Origin of the sequence: Streptomyces murinus (assembly GCF_002154555.1) — a bacterium.
GTDB lineage: Bacteria > Actinomycetota > Actinomycetes > Streptomycetales > Streptomycetaceae > Streptomyces > Streptomyces murinus.
In genome coordinates this window covers 1-23,082 of sequence record NZ_MUNF01000296.1, presented here as the reverse complement: position 1 = coordinate 23,082, position 23,082 = coordinate 1, and the positions used below count along the sequence as shown (strand labels likewise).

Sequence of the window (23,082 nt, the reverse complement as noted above, 5' to 3'; positions counted from 1 at the left end):
CGTACGGACCCCGGGTTCGGGCGTGTGTTTCTCCGCCCGCCCCGATGCCCGCCTCGCGTGCCGCCGTGCCCTCCTCCCGGTTCTCGGAGCCGGACGGGAACGAGCGAGAGGAGGCGGCGGACCGATGAGCGGTCTCGTGTATTTCTCCAGCGTCTCGGAGAACACCCGGCGCTTCGTGGCGAAGCTGGGTCTGCCCGCGACGCGCATCCCCCTGCACCCGCGCCGCACCGGCATGCCGCTGGTCACCGAGCCGTACGTGCTGATCACACCGACGTACGGCGGCGGCGAGCGGGCCGGCGCGGTGCCCAGGCAGGTGATCGGCTTCCTGAACATCGAGGCCAACCGGGCGCTGCTGCGCGGGGTGATCTCCTCGGGCAACACCAACTTCGGCGCCGACTACTGCCTGGCCGGCCGGGTGATCGCGGCGAAGTGCCGGGTCCCGGAGCTGTACCGATTCGAATTGCTGGGTACGGACCGCGATGTCCGTGCCGTGCGGGAAGGACTGCGGATATTTTGGACACGACAGGCATCGGTGGCGGGGCGGCCGGCGGCATGAGCGAGCGGGAACCGGTCGGGACGCGCAAGGACCACCACGCGCTGAACGCCATGCTGAACATGTACGACTGCGAGGGCCGCATCCAGTTCGACAAGGACCGCGAGGCCGTACGCCAGTACTTCCTCCAGCACGTCAACCCGAACACGGTGGTGTTCGGGACGCTGAAGGAGAAGATCGGCCATCTGATCGAGAACGAGTACTACGAGGAGGCGGTGTTCCGGGGCTACGACTGGGAGTTCACCGAGCGCCTGTACCGGCAGGCGTACGCCCATGAGCACCGGTTCCGCACCTTCCTCGGCGCGTTCAAGTACTACACCTCGTACGCCCTGAAGACCTTCGACGGCTCCCGCTACCTGGAGCGGTACGAGGACCGGGTGGTCGCCACCGCGCTGTATCTCGGCGCCGGGGACGAGGAGTTGGCGTCCCGGCTGGTGGACGAGATGATGACGGGCCGCTTCCAGCCGGCCACCCCGACCTTTCTCAACGCGGGCAAGGCGCAGCGCGGCGAGCTGGTCTCCTGCTTCCTGCTGCGCGTGGAGGACAACCTGGAGTCCATCGGACGCGGGGTCAACTCCGCGCTCCAGCTGTCGAAGCGGGGCGGCGGTGTGGCGCTGCTGCTGACGAACCTGCGCGAACAGGGCGCGCCGATCAAGCGGATCGAGAACCAGGCGTCCGGTGTCGTCCCGGTGATGAAGCTGCTGGAGGACTCCTTCTCGTACGCCAACCAGCTGGGCGCCCGCCAGGGCGCGGGCGCGGTGTATCTGCACGCCCATCACCCGGACATCATGCGGTTCCTGGACACCAAGCGGGAGAACGCGGACGAGAAGATCCGCATCAAGACCCTCTCGCTCGGTGTGGTCGTCCCCGACATCACCTTCGAACTCGCCAAGCGCGACGCGGACATGCACCTGTTCTCGCCGTACGACGTCGAGCGCGAGTACGGCAGGCCGCTGGCCGATCTGTCCGTCACCGAGCACTACGACGACCTGGTCGCCAACCCGCGCGTGCGCAAGACCACGATCAGCGCACGGGAGTTCTTCAAGACCGTCGCGGAGCTCCAGTTCGAGTCCGGCTATCCGTATCTGCTGTTCGAGGACACGGTGAACCGGGCCAACCCGATCCCCGGCTGGATCAACATGTCCAACCTGTGCTCGGAGATCCTCCAGGTCAACACGCCCAGTACGTACGACGCGGCGCTCGGCTACGAGACGGTCGGCCGGGACATCTCCTGCAATCTGGGCTCGCTCAACATCGCCGCCGCGATGGCCTCCCCCGACCTCGGCGCCACGGTGGAGACCGCGGTACGCGGCCTGACCTCCGTCTCCGACCAGTCGGACATCGACGCGGTGCCGTCCGTCGCACACGGCAACCGGCTCGGGCACGCCATCGGCCTCGGCCAGATGAACCTGCACGGCTATCTCGCCTCCCAGCGGATCCACTACGGCAGCGAGGAGGGCGTCGACTTCACGAACATGTACTTCTACACCGTCGCCTACCACGCCCTGCGCGCCTCGAACCGGATCGCCATCGAACGCGGCACGGCCTTCGACGGGTTCGAGCAGTCGGCGTACGCGGACGGCTCGTACTTCACCAAGTACACCGAGCGGACGTGGGAACCGGCCACCGAGCGGGTGCGTGCCCTGTTCACGGCGGCCGGGATGCGCCTCCCGACCCGGGAGGACTGGCGCGAGCTGAGCCGGTCGGTGCGCGAACACGGCATCTACAACCAGTACGTGCAGGCCGTACCGCCCACCGGATCCATCAGTTACATCAACGACTCCACGGCCTCCATCCATCCGATCGCCGCCAAGGTGGAGATCCGCAAGGAGGGCAGGCTCGGCCGGGTCTACTACCCGGCGCCGCACATGGACAACGACAACCTGGAGTACTTCCAGGACGCGTACGAGATCGGCCCCGAGAAGATCATCGACACGTACGCCGCGGCCACCCAGCACGTCGACCAGGGTCTGAGCTGCACGCTGTTCTTCCGGGACACCGCCACCACCCGCGATCTGAACAGGGCGCAGATCCACGCCTGGCGCAAGGGCGTCAAGACCCTCTACTACATCCGGCTGCGCCAAGAGGCCCTGGCCGGGACCGAGATCGAGAACTGCCTCGCCTGCACGCTCTGATCCCGCACGCTCCGATCCCGCGCGCTCCGATCCCGTACGCTCCGAGGAAACCGACGATGACCACCACCCCCGCGCCCCTGACCGAACTGTCGGTCACACCGCCGTCCTACCGGCACGACCCCGCCGCCCGGCTACGCCCGGTCAACTGGAACCGGGTCACCGACGAGAAGGACCTGGAGGTGTGGAACCGGCTCACCGCCAACTTCTGGCTGCCCGAGAAGGTCCCGCTCTCCAACGACCTCGGCGCCTGGCGACAGCGGCTCAGCGCCGAGGAACGCACCCTGACCATGCGGGTGTTCACCGGTCTGACCATGCTGGACACGGTGCAGGCGACCGTCGGCGAGATCGTGCAGATCCAGGACGCGCGCACCGAGCACGAGGAGGCGGTGTACACCAACATCGCCTTCATGCAGGCGGTGCACGCCCGCAGCTACTCCTCGGTGTTCTCCACCCTCGCCACCACCCCGGAGATCGACGACGCCTACCGCTGGGCGGTCGGCAACGACATCCTCCAGCGGCGCTGCAAGACGGTCCTCGCGCACTACTACGGCGACGACCCGCTCAAGCGCAAGGTGGCCTCCACCCTGCTGTCGTCCCTGCTGCTGTACGCGGGCTTCTATCTGCCGCTGCACTTCTCGACCCACGCGCTGCTCACCAACACGGCCGACATGATCCGGCTGATCCTGCGGGACAAGGCGGTGCACGGCTACTACTCCGGCTACAAGTACCGGCGCGGCCTGGAGAAGCTGACGCCGGCCGGGCAGGAGGAGATGCGGGAGTTCACGTACGCCCTGCTGGAGGAGCTGTACGCGCTGGAGATGCGGTACTCGGGCGAGCTGTACGAGCCGCTGGGCCTGATGGACGACGTGGCCGTCTTCGTCCGCTACAACGCCAACAAGGCGCTGATGAACCTGGGTTATCCGGCGCGGTTCGGCGCTGCGGAGACCGAGGTCAACCCGGAGATCCTGGCGGCGCTCTCGCCGGGCGCGGACGAGAACCACGACTTCTTCTCCGGCTCCGGTTCCTCCTACGTCATGGGCAAGGCCGAGGACACCGCCGACGACGACTGGGACTTCTGAGAGATGCGCATGGACGACTTCGGCGACACCTGTGTGCTGCTCAAGCACGGCGAGGTGTTTCTCAAGGGGCACAACCGGCACCGCTTCGTCGAGCGGCTGCACGACAATCTGCGGCTCGCCCTGCGCGGCATCGGGGGCTCGACCTGGATCAAGGTCGCCCAGAACGTCACCGTGCTGGGTGGTCAGGTCCCGCAGGAGGCACTGGTGGAGCGGGCCCGCCGGGTGATCGGCTTCGCCTCGGTGGAGCCGGCCGTACGGGTCCCCAGCACGATGGCGGACATCACCGCGACGGCTGTGGCCTCGCTGCGCGCCCTGAACACCGAACGGCCGGGGCTCGGTTTCGCCGTACGGGCCAAGCGGCGGGACAAGCAGTTCCCGCTGACCTCGTCCCAGCTGGCCGGGCACCTCGGGGCGCGGATCCTCGCGGAGGTCGAGGGGCCGCGTGTCGATCTGACCCGCCCCGACGTCGTGCTGACCGTGGAGATCGACCGCAAGGAGACCTATCTGTCCTGGGCCCGCCACCCCGGGCTGACCGGTCTGCCCGTCGGTTCCAGCGGCCGGGCGCTGGTGCTGCTCTCGGGCGGCTACGACTCCCCCGTGGCCGCCCACCGGATCATGCGCCGGGGCCTGGCCTGCGACTTCGTGCACTTCAGCGGGGCGCCCTACACGAACGCCGCCTCCGTGTACAAGGCGTACGCGCTGGCCCGGGAGCTGAACCGGTACCAACCGCCCGGCAAACTGCACGTCATCGCGCTGGGCAAGGCCCAGAAGCAGCTGGCGGTGGCCGGTGCGGGCCGGCTCCAGGTGGTCGCGCAGCGGCGGCTGATGGTGCGCACGGCCGGTGCGCTGGCCGCCAGGACCGGGGCGCAGGCGCTGGTCACCGGCGACAGCCTCGGGCAGGTGGCCAGCCAGACGCTGGCCAATCTGGTCGCGGTGGACGAGGTGGCCGAACTGCCGGTGCTGCGGCCGCTGATCGGCCGGGAGAAGCAGGAGATCATCGACGAGGCCAGGGCCATCGGCACCGCGGACATCTCCATGCTGCCGGACGAGGACTGCTGCTCCCTGCTCGCCCCGCCCCGCGCCAGTACCCGGGCCGGGCTGCCGCAGCTGCACGCCGTGGAGAGACGGCTCGACCTCGACGAGGTGACGGCGGCCCTCCTGGAGGGCGCCCAGGTGCTGCTGCCCGGTGAGGACACTGCTGAGGTGCCCGCGCAGTCCACCGGCTGCCCGGCACCGAAGTCGGAGTCGGCGCCCGCGTCTGCACGCGCGTCTGCGCCTGCGTAGGCGTTCTGTGGGCGGCGGGCGAGATCTGTCGGCGGTGTGTCGGTGCGGGTTGCGACCTTGGGCCGGTCGGCGCCGCTCCCCATGAGCGGGCCGCCCCGAGCGCAAGGAGCCTGTCATCGTGTCTTCCGCAACGCAGAGCCGGTCGTGGGACGTTCATCGGCTGCCGTCCGCCGAGGGCAGGAACTTCCTGGTCACCGGGGGCAACGCCGGGATCGGCTACTTCACCGCGGAGCAGCTCGCGGCCACCGGCGCCGTCGTCGTACTGGGCTGCCGGGACCGCGCGAAGGCCGAGGCCGCCATGGCGTCGATCCGTTCACGCGTTCCCGGCGCGCGGGTGCGGCATCTGCGCCTTGACCTCGCCGACCTGTCGTCCCTGAAGAGCGCCGTGGACGGGCTGGACCTCGATCGGCTCGACGCGGTGGTCCACAACGCGGGAGTCGCGCTCGACGATCCGCCGCGCCGGGAGACCGCGGACGGCCATGAGCTGATGTTCGGCACCAACCATCTCGGCCACTTCGCGCTGACCCGGTGGCTGGCTCCGCTGCTGTCCGCGGCGCGGGCGGCCCGCGTGGTGACGGTGGGCAGCTTCGCGGCGCGGTCCGAGCGGCTGGACCTCGGCGATCTCCAGTCGGCCCGGGACTACCGGCCCAAGCGCGCGTACGGCCGGTCGAAGCTGGCGCAGATGTCTTTCGGCTTCGAACTCGACCGCCGGCTGCGTGCCGCCGGCAGCACGGTGCTCAGTGTGGTGGCCCACCCCGGCGGCGCGCTGGACTCCCTCACCCCGTCCCGGCCGCCGGTCCACCGGACGACCCCCGGCGCGCGGCTGCGCGCGCTGCCCTGCGCGCTGCTGGTGCAGGGCAAGGAGGCCGGAGCGTGGCCCGTCGTCCGCGCCGTCCTCGACCCGGAGGTGGCGGGAGGGGAGCTGTGGGGGCCGCGGGTCTTCGGGCTGCGGGGCACACCGCGCAGGGAGCCCGTCCCCTCCCACATGGCCGACCCGGCCGTGGCCGCTCAGCTGTGGACCGCCGGCGAGGAGCTGACCGGCACCGCCCGCTGGCCGGGTCCCGCGTAGGAGGCGAGCGGGCGGATCAGCGCGTTGTGGGCGAGTTGTTCGGTGATGTGGGCGGTCCAGCCGGTGATCCGGCTCATCACGAAGATCGGGGTGAAGGCCGGGATGTCGAAGCCCATCAGGTGATAGGCGAGACCGGCCGGGTAGTCCAGGTTGGGGTGGATGCCCTTGCGCTGGAGCATGGCGTGCCGCAGGGCGGCGTGCAGCGTGGCCAGGCGGGTGGTGTCCGGATCGGCGGCGCGGGCCACCAGACGGTCCAACGCGCCCTGCATGATGGGGACCCGGGAGTCGCCCTCTTTGTAGACACGATGACCGAAGCCCATGATCTTCCGCTTCTCGGCGAGGGCCCGGGCCAGCCATTCCTCGGCGCGGCGCGGATCGCCGATCTCCTCCAGCATGTGCATCACGGCCTCGTTGGCACCGCCGTGCAGGGGGCCCTTGAGGGCGCCGATGGCGGCGGTGACCGCGCTGTAGAGGTCGGAGAGGGTGGAGGTGACCACGCGGGCGGTGAACGTCGAGGCGTTGAAGCTGTGTTCGGCGTACAGGACGAGGGAGATCTCGAAGCAGCGGACCGTCTCGGGGTCGGGCACCGTGCCGAAGCACATGTGGAAGAAGTTCTCCGCGTAGCCGAGGTCCGGGTCGGGCGGGATCGGGTCGAGGCCCTTTCGGCGGCGCTGGTCGGCGGCGACCACGGTGGGCAGTTTCGCCAGCAGGGTCAGGGACTTGGCGCGGTTGGCGGCGGGACTGCCGTCGTCCTCGGTGGGGTCCTCGGCGCCGAAGAAGCTGACGGCGGTGCGCAGTACGTCCATCGGGTGACAGGTCTCGGGCAGCCGGGCCAGCAGTTCGGCGGTGGTGCGGTCGAGCGGGCGCAGGGCGCGCTCACGGGCCTGGAACGCCCGCAGTTGGCCGGCGTCGGGCAGTTCGCCGTACCAGAGCAGATACGCGACCCCCTCGAAGGAGCGGCGGGCGGCCAGGTCCTGGACCGGATAGCCACGGTAGGTCAGGGAGTTGGTGTCCTGGATGACGGTGGAGATCTCGGTGGTGTCGACGACGACACCGGCGAGTCCGCGATGGATGGTCATGGGGATCGTCTCCGGTGGGTCAGGCGCCGGGCGGCAGCGTGAAGTCGTGGACGGCCGAGTCGAAGGCCGAGTAGTCGGCGTAGCCGAGGAGTTCGTACAGCCGGGAGCGGGTCTGCATACGGGGCAGCAGGCTCTCCTGGGTGCCCTCGGCGGCCAGGGTGCGCAGCCCGTCCTCGACGGCGCCCATGGCGAGGCGGAGCAGGGTGACGGGGTAGAGCGCGATGTCGTAGCCGAGGTTCTGAAGGGTGCGCGCGTCCAGCAGCCGGGACTTGCCGAACTCGGTCATGTTGGCGAGCAGCGGCACGTCGACCGCCGCGCGGAACGCCTCGAACTCCCGCTCGTCGGCGAGGGCTTCGGGGAAGATCGCGTCGGCGCCCGCGTCCACGTACGCCTTCGCCCGGTCGATCGCCGCGTCCAGCCCCTCGATCGCGCGGGCGTCGGTGCGGGCCATCAGGAGGAAGCCGGGGTCGCGGCGGGCGTCCACGGCGGCCCGGATCCGGCGGGTCATCTCCTCGCGGGCCACGACCGACTTGCCGTCGAGGTGGCCGCAGCGCTTGGGGTTGACCTGGTCCTCCAGATGCAGCCCGGCCAGGCCCGCGTCCTCCATCAGCTGGACCGTGCGGGCGGCGTTCATCGGTTCGCCGAAGCCGGTGTCGGCGTCGATCAGGACGGGCAGGTCGGTGGCCCTGGTGGTCTGCTGGGCGCGGGCGGCGATCTCGGTGGACGTGGTCAGACCGATGTCGGGCAGGCCCAGATCGGCGGCGAGCACCGCACCGGAGAGGTAGGCGGCCTCGAAGCCGGTGTCCTGGATCAGCCGCGCGGACAGCGGGTTGAGGGCGCCCGGCATCATCAACAACCGGTCCTCTTCGAGCCGCCTGCGCAGGGCGCGGCGGCGTTCGGCGGAGGTGGTGCGGGTGTGCAGCATCAGAACAGGCCCTTCGGCAGACGCGCGTCGTACTCCGCGACGGCCCCGGTGTCCACGGCGGGGAACAGGCCGTCCAGGTCGGGGGCGGACAGCTCGGCCAGGTGCTCGGCGGCGGCGAGGAAGCGGTCCTGGGCCGCGGGGGCGACGGTGTTCTCGGCGAGGGTGCGGAACTTGCCCGTGTAGGCGGCCCGGTCGAAGGGGCGGGCACCGGCCGGGTGGGCGTCGGCGACGGCCAGCTCGTCCTCGATCACCGTGCCGTCCGCCAGGGTGATCACGGCCCGCCCGCCGAACGCCCGGCGCGCGGGGTCGGGGTCGTGGTAGCGGCGGGTCCACTCCGGGTCCTCGACGGTGCTGATCCTCCGCCACAGCGCCACGGTCTCCGGGCGCCGCGCCCGCTCGGGGGCGTAGGAGCGCTCGTGGTGCCAGGTGCCGTCCTCCAGGGCGACCGCGAGGATGTACGGCACCGAGTGGTCGAGGGTCTCGCGGCTGGCCATGGGGTCGTACTTCTGCGGGTCGTTCGCGCCGGAGCCGATGACGTGGTGGGTGTGGTGGCTGGTGTGCAGAACCACCGAGCGCACCTTGTCCAGCGGGGTCTTCTCGCGCAGCCGCCGGGCCAGGTCGATGATCGCCTGCGCCTGGTACTCGGCGGAGTGCTCCTTGGTGTAGGTGTCGAGGATCGCGCGGCGCGGCTCGCCCGGCTCGGACAGCCACACCGTGTAGTCGGACCCTGGGCCGTCAAGCATCCGGGCCAGGAAGCCGTCCTCGCCCTCGTAGATCGGGGAGGGGGAGGTCTCGCCGCGCATCGACCGGTCGACGGCCTCGATGGCGACCTTGCCCGCGAAGGCCGGGGCGTACGCCTTCCAGCTGGAGATCTCGCCCTTGCGGGACTGGCGGGTCGAGGTGGTGGTGTGCACGGTCTGCTGGACGGCCTGGTAGACCGTCTCGGTGGGCAGCCGCAGCAGGGCGCCCAGGCCGCAGGCGGTCGCCGCGCCGAGGTGGGCGACATGGTCGATGCGGTGCTCGTGCAGGCAGATGCCCTTCACCAGGGCGACATGGATCTCGTAGGCGGCGACGACGGCCCGCAGCAGATCGGCGCCGGTGCGGCCGGTGTGCTGGGCGACGGCGAGCAGCGGCGGGATGTTGTCGCCGGGGTGAGAGTAGTCGGCCGCCAAGTAGGTGTCGTGGTAGTCGAGTTCACGCACCGCGGTGCCGTTCGCCCAGGCGGCCCACTCGGGGGAGACCCGGTGCGGGGCGCCGAAGACGGAGGCACCGCGCCGGGGCGCGCGGTGGGCGGCGGCCTGGGCGCGGGCGACGGCGACCGGGCGGCGCAGCAGGGAGGCGACCGCGACCGAGGCGTTGTCGATCACCCGGTTGACGGCCATGGCCGCGCTGTCCGGGGCCGGCTCCTCGGTGCCGGTGGCCACGGCGGCGAGCTTCCAGGCGAGCTGCTCCTCGCGGGGCAGGCGGTCGGCGCTGGGGTGGACACGGACGTGATGCTCGATCACGGGACTCCTCGCGATGTCGGGGCCTGGACGGAAGGACCTGGGCGGAAGGACCTGGGCGGAAGGACCTGGGCGGAAGGACCTGGGCGGATGTGATCGAGCCTGCCCCGCCGCGGACCCGGCGGCCACCACCCCAAAGTGCGGATTCCGTACAGCGCGGACCTGCGAATCTGTGAAATCTGCGAATCCTGCGAATGCTATGTTCGCAGGACAGGCACCCAGAATCAGGAGGTGTGCGCATGGCCGGGCGAACGGCCGAACGGAAGATCTACGCCCACGCCAAGCTGCGCCGGCTGCGCCGCGAGCACGGGATGAACCAGGTCGACATGGCCCGTGCGCTCGGCATCTCCACCAGCTACGCCAACCAGCTCGAACAGAGCCAGCGTCCGCTGACGGCGCCCGTGCTGCTGCGGATCGCCGAGGTCTTCGGCGTCGACACCGAGTTCTTCTCGGAGGCCGAGGGCGACCGCCTCGCGACCGAGCTGCGCTCCGCGCTCGCCGACGAGGCGTGCGGGGTGCCACCGCCGCCCGAGGAGGAGATCGCCGAGGCCGCCCGCGCCCATCCGGAGGTGGCGCGCGCCCTGGTGGCCCTGCACCGCCGCTACCGGGACACCGCCGAGCAGGCCGCCGCGCTGGCCACCCCGGGCGCGGGCGGTGGCGCCCGGCTGCTGCCCGGCGAACCGCACGACGAGGTACGGGACTTCTTCTACGCCCACCACAACCACTTCGAGCCGCTGGACACCGAGGCCGAGCGGATCGCCGAGGCGCTGGCGCTGCGCCCGGGCCGGGCCGCCGAACCGCTGGTGGCCCGGCTCGCCGAGCGGCACGGGGTACGGGTGGTGCAGGCGGGCCCGGGCCGACTCGCCGACGCCCGCCGCTACGACCCCGAGTCCGGGCTGCTGTTCCTCTCCCCCTGGCTCAGCGACGGCCGCCGCGCCTTCCAGCTCGCCACCCAGCTCGCCCTGCTGGAACACGGCGCACTGCTCGACCAACTCGCCGACCACGCCACCGAGTTGACCTCACCCGAGTCCACCGCACTGGCCCGCATCGGCCTCGCGAACTACTTCGCGGGCGCGCTCCTGATGCCGTACACCACCTTCCACGCGGCGGCCGAAGAAGTGCGCTACGACATCGAGTTGCTGTCCGCCCGCTTCGGCGTCGGCTTCGAGACGGTCTGCCACCGGCTGAGCACCCTCCAGCGCACCGGACGCCGGGGTGTGCCGTTCTCCTTCCTGCGGGTCGACCGGGCCGGCAACATCTCCAAGCGGCAGTCGGCGACCGACTTCCACTTCTCCCGGCTCGGCGGCACCTGCCCGCTGTGGACGGTGTACGAGGCGTTCTCGGCGCCCGGCCGGATACTCACCCAGGTCGCCGAAATGCCGGACGGCAAGCGGTACTTCTGGGTGGCGCGCACCATCACCCGGGGCGGCTTCGGGCATCACGCGCCGCGCGCCGAGTTCGCCGTCGCGCTCGGCTGCGAACTGCGCCACGCGCACCGGCTGGTGTACGCCGAGGGCATCGCGCTGGACGACCCGCGGGCCGCCACCCCGATCGGCCTGGGCTGCCGGATCTGCGAGCGCCGCGACTGCGCCCAGCGGGCCCGTCCCCCGGCCGGCGGGCACCTCGCCATCGATCCGGACCGGCGCACATATGTGCCGTACCCGGTGGAGACCCGTACCCCTTGACGACCTCGCAGGAGTGTCCCGCGTGACCAGCCGTGTCCTTCTCGTCTCCCCCGCCATGACCCCCGCACTGCGCCAGGCCCGCTTCTACGACGGCGACTCCATCGAGGACCTCGGCGCGGCGCGGGCCCGCTCGGCGGCCGGGTCGCTGCCCGCGCCCGCCCGGGTGGTGGTGTCCGCGAGTACGCGCTGCCGGGAGACGGCGCATGCCCTCGGCCTCGACGGCGGTGTGGAGGCGCCCGCGCTGCGGGGCGTGGACGTGGGCCGCTGGCGCGGTCGGGCCCTCGACGAGGTGACGGGGGCCGAGCCGGAGGCCCTGGGCCACTGGCTCACCGACCCCGCATGGGCGGGCCACGGCGGGGAGTCGGTGCGGGAGGTGTGCGCACGGGTCGGGGCCTGGCTGGACGGCGTGGCGGACGGCCGTACGGTGGCCGTGGTCGAGCCGGAGATCGTAAGGGCCGCGGTCGTCGGGGCGCTGGGGCTGCCCATGAGCGCGTTCTGGCGGCTGGACGTGGTGCCGTTGACGGCGACGGAGCTCAGCGGTCGGGCCGGGCGGTGGAATCTGCGGCTCGGGGGGCCCTTGGTCGCGCCGGAGGCGTGAACACGGCCGCCAACGGGCCGAGGGCCGCACCCTGTTGGGGGTACGGCCCTCGGTGCGGCCCTCGGTACGTCCTGCGCGCCGGTCGGCGTGGGTGTGTTCACGCCGGTCGGCGTGGGTCAGGCGGCGCCGACCTCTTCCGGCTGCCGGGGAGCCGGTTTCGCGGCCGCCCGCGCCGCCGGGTCGAGCAGCCGCTCGGCCATGGGGGCGAAGACGAGGCCCAGGGTCGCCCAGAGCAGGGCCTGGGCGGCGACGGAGTAGAAGCGGAAGAAGGCCAGGACGTCCGCCGGGAAGCCCGGGTAGACGATGGTGCCCTTGGAGTTGGTCAGGGGCAGCGGGGTCTCGGTGGCGTGGTGGCCGTACTCCTTGACGTTGGCGGAGAGTTCGCCGAGCGCGGGGAGCAGCGCCATCACGATGCCGATGGCCACCACATAGGCGCCGGCGGCGAGCAGCGTGGCGTTCCAGTTGCCGAAGCGCGGCTGGAGGCGCTTGCCGAGCCAGACGGCGGCGACGAGGAAGACCACCGAGCAGACCACCATGGCCAGGTAGAGATTGCCCCGGTCCTTGATCGTCTCGGGGTGGCCGATGGCCGGCGGGTTGGCCGGGTACTTGATGAACGGCACCAGGTACATGCCGACGAAACCGCCCAGCGCCACCAGCATGGCGAGGTTGCGCGGGCGCAGCCCCCCGACGCGGCCGAGGCAGATCGCGTAGGCGACGGCGAAGAGCGCGCCCATGGCGACGCCGAAGAGGACCATGCCCACGCCGATGCCGACGTTGGCCTGGATCGTCCGGCTGAAGATGTCGGGGCCCTCGGCCTCGGCCGTGATCCCGGCGGCCTTGTCGAGGACGGCCTGCGCGGCGTCACGGCCGCTCTCGTAGTCGATCGCCTTGGCGATCTGGGGCTCGGCGAAGATCCGTGCGAAGACGAAAGCGAGCAGCCCGGCGACTGCGCCGGCGATGACGCCGCGCAGAATGAGTCTCTTTTCCATGTTCAGATGTCCGTGCTCACTCTCGTCAGTGGCAGGGGAAGCCCAGGAAGTGGCGGGCGTCGTGCACGAACTCGTGGACGTGCATGTCCTTGCCGAAGACGGAGTAGGCGCCCTGGTCGACCCCGATGAAGTAGTAGATCGCCAGCGCGAAGAGCGCGGTGCCGACCAGCCAGAACACGGCCTTCGTCGCCGGGAGGACGACGGGGGTGGGGAGTGCGGCGGGCGCGGACAGACTGCTCATGAGTGAGCCTCCTTCAGGGGATCGTGCGTCCCTCAGCCAGTGGAGCGTCGCGATGGCCCGGTGTCTGACTTCGTGCCCGCCCTCACGGAGGGGCACGTACACAGTGGCGCGACCGTGCTGGATTCCCACCAGCTTCCTCAGGCCATCACTACAAGCGGAGCGTACGGAAACGAGCATCGTCCGTCAATCAGACAAGTGGCCGAGGGATGCACCCCCCGGGGGTCGGAGAGACGCCCCCCGGGTCAGCGGTGCCGGAACTCCGGCGGCCGCTTGTCCACGAAGGCGGCCATCCCCTCCTTCTGGTCGGCGGTCGCGAACACCGCGTGGAACAGCCGCCGTTCGAAGCGGACGCCCTCCGCGAGGGTGGTCTCGAAGGCCCGGGCCACCGCCTCCTTGGCCATCATCGCCACCGGCAGCGACATCCCGGCGACGACCTCGGCGACGGCGAGGGCCTCGGGGAGCAGCTCGGCGGCGGGGACGACCCGGGAGACGAGCCCGGCGCGCTCGGCCTCGACGGCGTCCATGGTGCGGCCGGTCAGCACCAGCTCCATGGCCTTGGCCTTGCCGACGGCCCGGGTCAGCCGCTGGGAGCCGCCGATCCCGGGGAGTACCCCGAGTTTGATCTCGGGCTGCCCGAAGACGGCGGTGTCGGCGGCGAGCAGGATGTCGCAGAGCATGGCCAGCTCGCAGCCGCCGCCGAGGGCGTACCCGGAGACCGCGGCGACGGTCGGGGTGCGCACCTGTCCGAGCCGGTCCCAGGCGGTGAACCAGTCGGCGAGGTACATGTCCATGTACCCCTTGGGGCTCATCTCCTTGATGTCGGCGCCCGCGGCGAACGCCTTCGCGGAGCCGGTGATCACGACGCAGCCGCATTCCGGATCCCGGTCCAGGGCCTCGGTCGCGGCCACGACCTCGTTCATGACCTGGAGGTTCAGCGCGTTGAGGGCCTTGGGGCGGTCGAGGGTGAGCAGGGCGGTACGGCCCTTGCGCTCGACCCGGATCGTCTCGTACTCGGTGCTCATGCGCACTCTCCGCCCTGTTCCCTGATGGTGCGTACGATGCCCGAGAAGTCCTCGACGGCGCCGACCCGTTCGGCGTATTCGGCGTACAACTCGGCCGCCCTGAGCCCGAGTTCGGCCTGTACACCGCCCGCCTTGACCGCGTTGGCGGCGAGGCCCAGATCCTTGGCCATGAGCGCGGCGGCGAAGCCGGGCCGGTAGTCCCGGTTGGCGGGGCTTGTCGGGACCGGGCCCGGGACCGGGCAGTTGACGCTGAGCGCCCAGCACTGCCCGGACGCCGTGGACGCGACGTCGAACAGGGCCTGGTGGGACAGTCCCAGACGCTCGCCGAGGACGAACGCCTCGCTCACGGCGATCATGGAGACGCCGAGGATCATGTTGTTGCAGATCTTCGCCGCCTGCCCGGCACCGGGGCCGCCGCAGTGCACGGCCTTGCCGCCCATGACGTCCAACAGGGGGCGGGTGCCCGCGAATTCGGCCTCCCCGCCGCCGGCCATGAAGGTCAGCGTGCCGGCCTCGGCGCCGACCACTCCGCCGGAGACGGGTGCGTCCAGTGCCCGCATCCCGGCGGTGACGGCGCGTTCATGGGCGGTGCGGGCGTCGGCGACGTCGATGGTGGAGCAGTCGACGAAGAGGGTGCCGGGCCGGGCCGCCGGTAGCAAGGTGTCGTACAGGTCCAGGACATGGCGCCCTGCGGGGAGCATGGTGATCACCGTGTCCGCGTCGGCCACCGCCTCGGCCGCGGATCCGGCGGGCTCCACCCCCGCCCGCGCGGCGGCCGCCAGGGCCTCGGGCACCAGGTCGTGTCCGCGTACCCGGTGCCCGGCCCCGGCCAGGTTGGCGGCCATCGGACCGCCCATGTGCCCGAGCCCGATGAAGGCGACGGTGCGGCGCGCCCCGCCGTTTCCGCTCACCGCGTCGCCTCCGTCGTGCCGCCGGGCCCGGCGAGCCCGAGTTCGCGGTCGCCGAGCGGGGCGAAGAAGCGCTCCACGTCGGCGTCGGTGACCTCGGCCAGGGTCGCCGGTGACCAGTGCGGGTCGCGGTCCTTGTCGATGATCTGGGCGCGGACGCCCTCCACCAGGTCGGGGCCCATCAGCCCGACGCACGAGACGCGGTACTCCTGGTCGAGGACCTCCTCCAGGGTCCCGAGCCGGCGGGCGCGGCTGAGGGCGGCGAGGGTGACCTTGAGCGCGGTGGGCGACTTGGCGAGCAGGGTCTCGGCCGCCTCCTTGGCCTCCGTGCCGCCGTGCGCGCACAGCCGCTCGACGATCTCCTCGACGGAGTCGGCGCAGTAGCAGGCGTCGATCCAGCTCCGCTGCTCGGTCAACACGCCTCGCGGTGCGGGCTGTTCGTGCCGTGCCAGGGCCTCGGCCACGGGCATCGCGGCGAGGTCGGCCAGCAGGGCGTCCAGGGCGTCGGAGGGCACGTAGTGGTCGGCGAGCCCGCACAGCAGGGCGTCACCGGCGCCGATCTGATTTCCCGTCAGGGCGAGGTGGGTGCCCAGCTCACCGGGCGCCCGGGAGAGGAGGTAGGTGCCGCCGACGTCCGGGATGAAGCCGATCCCGGTCTCCGGCATCGCGATCCGCGAGCGCTCGGTGACGACGCGGACGCCGCCGTGCGCGGAGACGCCGACCCCGCCGCCCATCACGATGCCGTCCATGAGGGCGACGTACGGCTTGGGGTAGCTGGCGGTGCGGGCGTTGAGGTGGTACTCGTCCCGCCAGAACGCGGCCGAGGCGGTGCCGTCGCCCGCCCGGGCGTCGTCGTGGATGGCGCGGATGTCGCCGCCCGCGCACAGTCCGCGCGTACCGGCGCCGCTGATGACGACGGTCCGCACGGCCGGGTCGTGCTCCCAGTCGGTCAGCGCCGCGTCGATGCGGGTGACCATCTCATGGGTGAGGGCGTTGAGGGCCCTGGGCCGGTTGAGGATGATCCGGGCGGCCCGGCCCTCGGTGCGCAGGAGGACGGGTTCCTCGGTGTCGTTGCTCATCCGAGGGCCTCCGTCAGGCCGCGGGCCACGATGACACGCATGATCTCGTTGGTTCCTTCCAGGATCTGGTGGACGCGAAGGTCGCGGACGATCTTCTCAATGCCGTACTCGGCGAGGTAGCCGTATCCGCCGTGCAGTTGCAGGGCGCGGTCGGCGACCGAGTACCCGGTGTCGGTGGCGAACCGCTTCGCCATGGCGCACAGATACGGCGCCTGGGGGTCCCCGGCGTCCAGGGCGCGGGCCGCCTGCTGGACCAGGGCGCGGGCGGCGGTCAGCTCGGTCGCCATGTCGGCGAGGCGGAAGCGCAGCGCCTGGGCGTCCAGGAGGCGGGCGCCGAACGCCTCCCGGTCGGCGAGGTGGGCGAGGCTGCGGTCCAGGGCGCTGCGGGCGCCGCCGAGGGAGCAGGCGGCGATGCCGAGGCGGCCGCCGTTCAGGCCGTTCATCGCGATCCGGAAACCCTCGCCCGCACGGCCGAGGAGCCGGTCGGCGGGGATCCGGACGCCGTCCAGGACGACCTGGCGGGTGGGCTGGGCGTGCCAGCCCATCTTGCGTTCGTTCGGGCCGAAGGAGATGCCCGGGTCGTCCTTGTCGACCAGGAAGGCGGAGATGCCGCGGGGGCCGGGTTCGCCGGTGCGGGCCATCACCACGTACACCTGGGCGGCGCCCGCGCCGGAGATGAACTGTTTGACGCCGGTGAGCACGTAGTGGTCGCCGTCGGGTACGGCACGGGTGGTGAGGGCGGCCGCGTCGGAGCCGGCGCCGGGTTCGGTCAGGCAGTAGCTCGCGAGGTCGTCCATCGCGCACAGCCGGGGCAGCCACCGCTCGCGCTGGGCGTCGTCGCCGTAGTGGTCGATCATCCAGGCGACCATGTTGTGGATGGACAGATAGCCGGCGATGGCGGGGCAGCCGGAGGCCAGGGTCTCGAAGACGAGCACGCCGTCGGCCCGGCCGAGGGCGGATCCGCCGTGCTGTTCGCGGACGTAGACGCCGCCGAGGCCGAGCCCCGCGGCCTTGCGCAGGACGTCGACGGGGAAGTGCCGGTCGCGGTCCCAGTCCAGGGCGTGCGGGGCGAGGTGGTCCTGGGCGAAGTCGAGGGTGGTCTCGACGAGGGCTTGCTGGTCCTCGGTGAGCAGGGTGGTGGTCATACGGCGCTCAGCCCATCGTGGGGATCGTGAAGGAGGCGCCCTCGCGGCGGCCGGCGGGCCAGCGGGAGGTGACGGTCTTGGTGCGGGTGCAGAAGCGGATCGCGTCCGGGCCGTGCTGGCCGAGGTCGCCGAAGCCGGAGCGCTTCCAGCCGCCGAAGGTGTGGTGGGCGACGGGCACCGGGATGGGCACGTTCACGCCGACCATGCCGGTGTTCACCCGGCGGGTGAAGTCGCGGGCGGTGTCCCCGTCGCGGGTGAAGATCGCGACGCCGTTGCCGTAGCGGTGCTCGCTGGGCAGGCGCAGGGCCTCCTCGTAGTCGGCGGCGCGCACGACCGAGAGGACCGGGCCGAAGATCTCCTCCTGGTAGATCCGCATGTCCGGGGTGACCCGGTCGAAGAGGGAGGCTCCGGCGAAGAAGCCCTTCTCATGGCCGGGGAGCACGAAGTCCCGTCCGTCCACGACGAGTTCGGCGCCCTCCTGGACCCCGAGGTCGACGTACTCGCGGACCCTGCGCAGGGCCTCGGGGGCGACCAGCGGGCCGAAGTCGGCCTCGGGGTCGTCGCTGCGGCCGATGCGCAGGGCGGCGATGCGTTCGGTGAGCCGGGCGACGAGGGCGTCCGCGGTGGCCTCGCCGACCGGCACGGCGACGGAGATGGCCATGCAGCGTTCACCGGCCGAGCCGTACCCGGCGCCGATCAGCGCGTCCACCGCCTGGTCCAGATCGGCGTCCGGCATCACGATGAGGTGGTTCTTGGCGCCGCCGAAGCACTGGGCGCGCTTGCCGTGGGCGGCGGCGGTGGCGTAGACGTGCGCGGCGATCGGGGTGGAGCCGACGAAGCCGAGGGCGGCGACGCGCGGGTCCTCCAGGAGGGTGTCGACGGCGTCCCGGGCGCCGTTGACGACATTGAGCACGCCCGGCGGCAGGCCCGCCTCAAGGAAGAGTTCGGCGAGCCGCAGCGGCACCGACGGGTTGCGCTCGGAAGGCTTGAGGACGAAGGCGTTGCCGCAGGCCAGGGCGGGTGCGGCCTGCCAGAGCGGGATCATGGCGGGGAAGTTGAACGGGGTGATGCCCGCGATGACGCCGAGGGGTACGCGCAGGGAATGCACATCGATGCCGGTGCCTGCGTTGTCGCTGAACTCGCCCTTGAGCAGGTGCGGGATGCCGGCGGCGAACTCCACGACGTCCAGGCCGCGCTGGAGGTCGCCATGGGCGTCGGCGACGGTCTTGCCGTGCTCGGCCGACAGCAGCCGGGCCAGCGCGTCCTTCTCCTGCTCGGCGAGCTGGAGGAAGCGCAGCAGGACGCGGGCGCGGCGCTGCGGGTTCCACTCGGCCCAGGCGCGCTGTGCCTCGGCGGCGGAGGTGATCGCCGCCGTGGTCTCGCCCCGGTCGGCGAGCGGCACCAGGGCCTGGACCTCGCCGGTGTTGGGGTCGTACACCTCGCCGTGGGCCCCGGAGGTGCCCAGGGAGTGCTTGCCGTCGACGAAGTGGGTCAACTCGCGTACGGCGGAGGGTGCTTGGGGACGGATCATGGCTGCCTGCTCTCGTCAGGTGGGGGTGATCCGGGATGGCGCGCGGCAGCGGCACACGGCCGGATGCGCGAGGGCGCAGGCGGGTGTGCCGGGGCGGCGCGAAAGACGCGGTGGCGGGACGAGCCCTCAGACCGGTACGGCCGGATTGCCGCGCGGGGACGGCCCGCGTCGGCTCGCGCCGGGATCATGGGTGCGCAGGGGTGCCATGCGTGTCGGCTCCATCCTCGTGGACAACACGGAACATCCCGCGGCCGGTATCCTGACTCCCGGATCAGCGCGCGCCGTCCGCCTTCCCGACATCCAGCTCGTCAGTGGCGTCCTGCTCGACGGCGTACTCCCCGGTCACAGTGGCGGGACCGCGCCGGATTCACACCGGCTTCCCTGCACCGCGGGCCTTCTCCCCCGAATATATAGTTGGACGTCCTAGTAAATCCAGTGTCCCCGGGGATTCGGTGCGTCTTCACGCCACGCCGTCCGCGCCCCGCGCGGGCCGCTCCCGGGGGCCGGCGAAACGCACCGGTGCCCGGAAGCGGGCGCGGCGGGCGGCGCGCCGGAAGGTGGTCAGCACCGCGGGACCGGCCAGCAGCACGCACACGAAGTTGGTGACGGCCCGGCCGGTGTCCCAGCCCAGCGAGGTGGCGAGGTCGAAGGCGACGTAGCGGTGCCACTGCTCGGTGAAGGGCAGGCCCGGCAGATAGGCGATCGAGCTGTTCGGGTCCAGGGAGAACGGCCAGAAGGAGAGGTTGAGCAGGAAACCGAAGAGGTAGCCGGACAGCGAGCCGTAGACGGCGAGCATCAGCACCTCGCGGCGGCCGCTCGCCCGGGGCAGGAAGCCGGCGAGCATGCCGACGAACGCGCAGCCGAACATCTGGTACGGCATCCAGGGCCCCACTCCCCCGGTGATCAGCGCCGAGGCGAACAGCGAGGTGCAGCCGAGGACGAAGCCGAAGCCCGGGCCGTACACCCGGCCGGCCAGGACCAGGACGAAGAAGACCGTCTCGATGCCCGCCGTACCGGCCCCGAGGGGGCGCAGGGCGGCGTCGACGGCGGAGAGCACCCCGAGCATGGCGAGCGCCTTGGAGTCGATGCCGCCCTCGGCGATCTCCGAGAGCACCACGCACAGCACCAGCACCAGCAGCACGCCGAAGATCAGCGGGGGCGCGTAGGAGGAGCCGAACGTGCCGGGTGCGACCACGAACGGCCAGAAGAACGCGACGAGTCCGAGAAGGGCGGCGAGCGCCATGACCAGTCCGGCCCGGCCGGTCAGCCGGATGGCGGGTCCCCCGGCCCCCGCGCGTCCGCTCATGACCGCACCTCGTCCGTGTCCGCCAGCTCGCGTGCGACCTGATCCACCGTCAGGAAAGGCAACGGGGCGAGTATCTTGGCCGTCTGCGGGGCGAACGTCGGGGAGGAGACGATGACTTCGGCGGTGGGGCCGTCGGCGACGATGTCCCCCTCGGCCATCACGACGACGCGGTCGGCGGCGCGGGCCGCGAACTCGACGTCATGGGTGGAGATGACGACCGCACGGCCCTCGGCCGCCAGCGCGTCCACGATGCCGGTCAGCGCCGCCTTGGCCCGGTAGTCCAGGCCCCGGGTCGGCTCGTCCAGCAGCACGACCCTGGGCGCGGCGGCCAGTTGGACGGCGAGGACGAGGGCGAGCTTCTGCCCCTCCGACAGATCGCGGGGGTGCGTGGCGTCCTCGATGCCGGGCGCGAGCCGGTCGAGCAGTTCGCGCGCCGTCACCCCGGCCGCCGACTCGGCGTCCGCCTGGGCGAGTTCCTGTCCGACGCTCTCCAGATAGAGCAGGTCGGCGGGCGTCTGCGGGACCAGTCCGACGAGTCGGCGGGCCTCGGCTGCGGACACCGTGTGCGGGTCCTGCGCGCCGAGTTCGCCGTGCACCCGGACGCTTCCGGCCCGGCGCGGTCCGGAGCCCTGGAGGGCCCACAGCAGGGAGGACTTGCCGGAGCCGTTGCGGCCCATCAGCGCGACGACCTCGCCCGCGTGCAGTTCGAGGTCCACGGCGCGCACGGCGGCGAGGTCCCGGTAGGCGACCGTGACCCCGCGCGCGGCCAGCAGCCGGTTCCCGCCGCCCTTCGGGACCGGCGGCCGTACAGGGGCCGGGGCCCGCTCGGCCAGCCGGGCGCGCAGCGGGGCGGCGGCGCGGCGGGCGTCGCGGATGGACAGCGGCAGCGGGGTCCAGCCGGCGGCCCGGCCCAGCTCCACGATCGGCGGCGCGATGGTGGCCGTACGCAGGATCTCGGCGGGCGGGCCGATGCGGGCGCGGCCGTCGCCGGGCAGGTGGATGACGCGGTCCGCGTACTGCACGACCCGCTCCAGGCGGTGCTCGGCCATGAGGACGGTGACACCGAGGTCGTGGACCAGCCGGGTGACGGCGGCGAGGACCTCCTCGGCCGCCGTCGGGTCCAGGGCCGAGGTGGGTTCGTCCAGGACCAGGACGCGCGGGTGGGCGGTGAGCACGGAGCCGATCGCGACGCGCTGCTGCTGGCCGCCGGAGAGCGTGTGCAGCGCGCGGTGCCGCAGCTCGGCGAGGCCGAGCAGATCGAGGGTCTCCTCGACCCGCTTGCGCATGGTCGCGGGCGGGATCGCCAACTGCTCCATGGCGTAGGCGAGTTCCTCCTCGACGGTGTCGGTCACGAAGCCGTCGATGGGGTCCTGGCCCACCACGCCGACGACATCGGCGAGTTCGCGGGGCGGATGGTGGGCGGTGTCACGGCCGTCGACGGTGACCCGGCCGTAGAGGGTGCCGCCGGTGAAGTGCGGGACCAGCCCGTTGACGGCGCCGAGCAGCGTCGACTTGCCGACGCCCGTGTGGCCGGTGACGAGGCAGAGTTCGCCCTCGTCCACCGTGAGGGCGACATCCCGCAGGGCGGGCTCGGGCATGTCGTCGTAGTGGACGGTGACCTGGTCGAAGGTGATCACGGTGCGGTGGCTCTCGGGACGGGGCCGGGCGGCGGGGCGAGGAAGCCGGCGGTGCCGGCGAGCAGGACGGCGGCGGTCGGCACCAGCGGCAGACCGGGCCAGGTGAGGGGATAGTAGGTGGGGTTGAGCTGGGCGGGGTCGTAGCCGAGATCGCTGAACAGCAGCACGGCCGAGAGCACTCCGCTGCCCGCGACGCACCACTCCGGCAGGCGCCAGGGGTCGGGCCGGTAGGCGGTGCGGGTGACACGCCGGCCGCCGAGGCGCAGGCCCGCCACGCACAGGGCGGCTCCGCAGGTCATCGCGGGCAGCCCGAGGAGGGTGGGCGCGGTGGCGTCGAGGAGTCCGTACGCCCCGGCGCACAGACCGCACATGCCCAGCAGCATCAGCGCGCCGGTGATCCGGCGGGAGCGGCGGGTAGCGCTGCCCGCGCGGCCGTAGCCGCGTGAGTCCATGGCAGCGGCCAGCCGCAGGGAGCGTTCCAGGGCGTCCTCAAGGACCGGGACCGCGATGGCGCGCAGCGCCTTGACGCCCTTGGCCCGGCCGGCCCGCAACCGCCGTGCCCGGGCGACGCGTTGGACGCTCTGCACCAGCTGGGGCGCCACGCTGATCGCGACGGTGACGGCCACGCCCAGCTCGTACAGGGCGCCCGGCAGCACGCGCAGGGCGCGCTTGGGGTTGGCGAGGGTGTTGGCGGCGCCGACGCAGGCCAGCATGCAGGCGAGGCGGAGCCCGTCGGTGGCGGAGGACAGCAGGGCCTCCAGGGAGACCGGGCCGCCGATCTGGATGCCCGCGTACCAGTCGGGGGTGGGGAGGTGCGGCAGGGAGAAGAGGAAGTGGTCGTGCGGGGTGATGCCGGTGGCGAACACGGCCCGGAAGACGACGCGGATCGCGACCACCGACAAAGCGAGGTACAGGTAGTAGACGAAGCCGCGGGCCCAGGGCGCCTCGGTGCGCCGGGCAGTGACGACGTAGCCGAGGACGGCGAGCACCAGGAGCAGCAGCAGCGGGTTGTCGGTACGGCTCACCGCGGTGGCAAGCGCGAGCGCCCACACCCACCAGGCCATGGGGTGCAGGGTGCGGGGCAGGCGCCGGCCGCCCCGGTCCGGTGCCGCCTCGGCGGCGGGTGCCTCGACGGCCGTACGGGACACGGCGGTCACTCGGAGCGGCGGCGCCGGTGTGCCGCGTAGGCCGCGCCGCCGATCAGGACGACCAGACCGGCGCCCGCGGCCACGGGGACGATCGAGCCGGCGTCGTGCCGGGCCTCGGCGGCGGGGGCGGCGTCGACCACCCGGGTGCCGCTGCTCGGGGACGGGGG

The 23,082-nt window shown here is 72.2% G+C and carries 19 protein-coding genes, 1 pseudogene and 1 riboswitch; of the genes and pseudogenes, 7 read left to right on the top strand and 13 right to left on the bottom strand.

Features of this window, described 5'->3' with window-relative positions; translation table 11 throughout:
- The first annotated feature begins 124 nt into the window (after positions 1-124).
- The 5 genes from nrdI (at position 125) to CCN72_RS18655 (ending at position 6,120) form a co-directional block, all read left to right on the top strand.
- Positions 125-556: a class Ib ribonucleoside-diphosphate reductase assembly flavoprotein NrdI gene (gene nrdI, locus CCN72_RS18675; protein WP_086808504.1), complete on the top strand. Its 432-nt coding sequence runs from the start codon at positions 125-127 to the stop codon at positions 554-556.
- Positions 553-2,688, top strand: coding sequence for a class 1b ribonucleoside-diphosphate reductase subunit alpha (gene nrdE, locus CCN72_RS18670; RefSeq protein WP_086808517.1), 2,136 nt, complete (start codon positions 553-555; stop codon positions 2,686-2,688). The genes nrdI and nrdE overlap by 4 nt, the downstream gene beginning before the upstream one ends.
- 56 nt (positions 2,689-2,744) lie before the next feature.
- Positions 2,745-3,767, top strand: coding sequence for a class 1b ribonucleoside-diphosphate reductase subunit beta (gene nrdF, locus CCN72_RS18665; protein WP_086808503.1), 1,023 nt, complete (start codon positions 2,745-2,747; stop codon positions 3,765-3,767).
- A gap of 3 nt (positions 3,768-3,770) precedes the next feature.
- Entirely contained in the window at positions 3,771-5,051 is a 1,281-nt protein-coding gene (gene thiI / locus CCN72_RS18660; protein WP_086808502.1) for a tRNA uracil 4-sulfurtransferase ThiI, read from the top strand.
- Positions 5,052-5,169: 118 nt separating this feature from the next.
- Positions 5,170-6,120 (top strand): SDR family NAD(P)-dependent oxidoreductase, encoded by a 951-nt coding sequence (locus tag CCN72_RS18655; protein WP_086808501.1) that lies wholly within the window; start codon positions 5,170-5,172, stop codon positions 6,118-6,120.
- Here the strand turns inward: CCN72_RS18655 and CCN72_RS18650 are convergent.
- Genes CCN72_RS18650 through CCN72_RS18640 form a run of 3 tightly spaced genes read right to left on the bottom strand, consistent with a single transcriptional unit; the run spans position 6,060 to position 9,629 of the window.
- On the bottom strand, positions 6,060-7,199 hold the full coding sequence (locus CCN72_RS18650; protein ID WP_086808500.1) for a bifunctional 2-methylcitrate synthase/citrate synthase: 1,140 nt from the start codon (positions 7,197-7,199) through the stop codon (positions 6,060-6,062). The two genes, CCN72_RS18655 and CCN72_RS18650, sit on opposite strands and share 61 nt — an antisense overlap.
- Positions 7,200-7,218: 19 nt before the next feature.
- Complete coding sequence (gene prpB / locus CCN72_RS18645; protein ID WP_086808499.1) at positions 7,219-8,124, bottom strand: methylisocitrate lyase; 906 nt, start codon at positions 8,122-8,124, stop codon at positions 7,219-7,221.
- A complete protein-coding gene (locus CCN72_RS18640; RefSeq protein ID WP_086808498.1) occupies positions 8,124-9,629 on the bottom strand; it encodes an MmgE/PrpD family protein in 1,506 nt (501 codons plus the stop codon). Before CCN72_RS18640 ends, prpB begins: the two co-directional genes overlap by 1 nt.
- Positions 9,630-9,865: 236 nt before the next feature.
- Between CCN72_RS18640 and CCN72_RS18635 the strand changes: the two genes are divergently transcribed.
- Complete coding sequence (locus tag CCN72_RS18635) at positions 9,866-11,311, top strand: short-chain fatty acyl-CoA regulator family protein (protein WP_086808497.1); 1,446 nt, start codon at positions 9,866-9,868, stop codon at positions 11,309-11,311.
- A 22-nt stretch (positions 11,312-11,333) separates the two neighbouring features.
- Complete coding sequence (locus tag CCN72_RS18630) at positions 11,334-11,909, top strand: histidine phosphatase family protein (protein ID WP_086808496.1); 576 nt, start codon at positions 11,334-11,336, stop codon at positions 11,907-11,909.
- A gap of 116 nt (positions 11,910-12,025) precedes the next feature.
- Here CCN72_RS18630 and CCN72_RS18625 read toward each other — a convergent pair whose 3' ends face one another.
- The 10 genes and pseudogenes from CCN72_RS18625 to CCN72_RS18580 form a co-directional block, all read right to left on the bottom strand.
- A complete protein-coding gene (locus tag CCN72_RS18625; protein WP_086808495.1) occupies positions 12,026-12,898 on the bottom strand; it encodes a CbtA family protein in 873 nt (290 codons plus the stop codon).
- A gap of 25 nt (positions 12,899-12,923) precedes the next feature.
- Positions 12,924-13,139, bottom strand: coding sequence for a CbtB domain-containing protein (locus CCN72_RS18620; RefSeq protein WP_085567776.1), 216 nt, complete (start codon positions 13,137-13,139; stop codon positions 12,924-12,926).
- A 242-nt stretch (positions 13,140-13,381) separates the two neighbouring features.
- On the bottom strand, positions 13,382-14,161 hold the full coding sequence (locus CCN72_RS18615; RefSeq protein WP_086808516.1) for an enoyl-CoA hydratase: 780 nt from the start codon (positions 14,159-14,161) through the stop codon (positions 13,382-13,384).
- On the bottom strand, positions 14,158-15,189 hold the full coding sequence (mmsB, locus tag CCN72_RS18610; protein WP_086808515.1) for a 3-hydroxyisobutyrate dehydrogenase: 1,032 nt from the start codon (positions 15,187-15,189) through the stop codon (positions 14,158-14,160). The genes CCN72_RS18615 and mmsB overlap by 4 nt, the downstream gene beginning before the upstream one ends.
- A pseudogene (locus tag CCN72_RS18605) lies at positions 15,081-16,148 on the bottom strand (enoyl-CoA hydratase/isomerase family protein); the annotation flags it as partial. The pseudogene CCN72_RS18605 and the gene mmsB, both read right to left, overlap by 109 nt.
- Positions 16,145-17,293, bottom strand: coding sequence for an acyl-CoA dehydrogenase family protein (locus CCN72_RS18600; protein WP_086808494.1), 1,149 nt, complete (start codon positions 17,291-17,293; stop codon positions 16,145-16,147). The pseudogene CCN72_RS18605 and the gene CCN72_RS18600, both read right to left, overlap by 4 nt.
- A gap of 7 nt (positions 17,294-17,300) precedes the next feature.
- Positions 17,301-18,824 (bottom strand): CoA-acylating methylmalonate-semialdehyde dehydrogenase, encoded by a 1,524-nt coding sequence (locus tag CCN72_RS18595; RefSeq protein ID WP_086808493.1) that lies wholly within the window; start codon positions 18,822-18,824, stop codon positions 17,301-17,303.
- 232 nt (positions 18,825-19,056) lie between these two features.
- Positions 19,057-19,230, bottom strand: a riboswitch (cobalamin riboswitch).
- 54 nt (positions 19,231-19,284) lie between these two features.
- A complete protein-coding gene (locus CCN72_RS18590; protein ID WP_086808492.1) occupies positions 19,285-20,130 on the bottom strand; it encodes an ECF transporter S component in 846 nt (281 codons plus the stop codon).
- Entirely contained in the window at positions 20,127-21,767 is a 1,641-nt protein-coding gene (locus tag CCN72_RS18585; protein ID WP_086808491.1) for an ABC transporter ATP-binding protein, read from the bottom strand. Before CCN72_RS18585 ends, CCN72_RS18590 begins: the two co-directional genes overlap by 4 nt.
- Positions 21,764-22,924 carry a CbiQ family ECF transporter T component gene (locus CCN72_RS18580; RefSeq protein ID WP_086808490.1) on the bottom strand — a complete coding sequence of 387 codons (1,161 nt, stop codon included), beginning with the start codon at positions 22,922-22,924 and terminating at the stop codon, positions 21,764-21,766. The genes CCN72_RS18585 and CCN72_RS18580 overlap by 4 nt, the downstream gene beginning before the upstream one ends.
- Positions 22,925-23,082 lie beyond the last annotated feature (158 nt).

Coding starts and splice junctions, on each gene's coding strand:
- nrdI (WP_086808504.1), top strand. CDS start 125: ATGAGCGGTCTCGTGTATTTCTCCAGCGTCTCGGAGAACACCCGGCGC.
- CCN72_RS18590 (WP_086808492.1), bottom strand. CDS start 20,130: ATGAGCGGACGCGCGGGGGCCGGGGGACCCGCCATCCGGCTGACCGGC.
- prpB (WP_086808499.1), bottom strand. CDS start 8,124: ATGCTGCACACCCGCACCACCTCCGCCGAACGCCGCCGCGCCCTGCGC.
- CCN72_RS18625 (WP_086808495.1), bottom strand. CDS start 12,898: ATGGAAAAGAGACTCATTCTGCGCGGCGTCATCGCCGGCGCAGTCGCC.
- CCN72_RS18650 (WP_086808500.1), bottom strand. CDS start 7,199: ATGACCATCCATCGCGGACTCGCCGGTGTCGTCGTCGACACCACCGAG.
- CCN72_RS18615 (WP_086808516.1), bottom strand. CDS start 14,161: ATGAGCACCGAGTACGAGACGATCCGGGTCGAGCGCAAGGGCCGTACC.
- nrdE (WP_086808517.1), top strand. CDS start 553: ATGAGCGAGCGGGAACCGGTCGGGACGCGCAAGGACCACCACGCGCTG.
- CCN72_RS18635 (WP_086808497.1), top strand. CDS start 9,866: ATGGCCGGGCGAACGGCCGAACGGAAGATCTACGCCCACGCCAAGCTG.
- thiI (WP_086808502.1), top strand. CDS start 3,771: ATGCGCATGGACGACTTCGGCGACACCTGTGTGCTGCTCAAGCACGGC.
- CCN72_RS18595 (WP_086808493.1), bottom strand. CDS start 18,824: ATGATCCGTCCCCAAGCACCCTCCGCCGTACGCGAGTTGACCCACTTC.
- nrdF (WP_086808503.1), top strand. CDS start 2,745: ATGACCACCACCCCCGCGCCCCTGACCGAACTGTCGGTCACACCGCCG.
- CCN72_RS18620 (WP_085567776.1), bottom strand. CDS start 13,139: ATGAGCAGTCTGTCCGCGCCCGCCGCACTCCCCACCCCCGTCGTCCTC.
- CCN72_RS18600 (WP_086808494.1), bottom strand. CDS start 17,293: ATGACCACCACCCTGCTCACCGAGGACCAGCAAGCCCTCGTCGAGACC.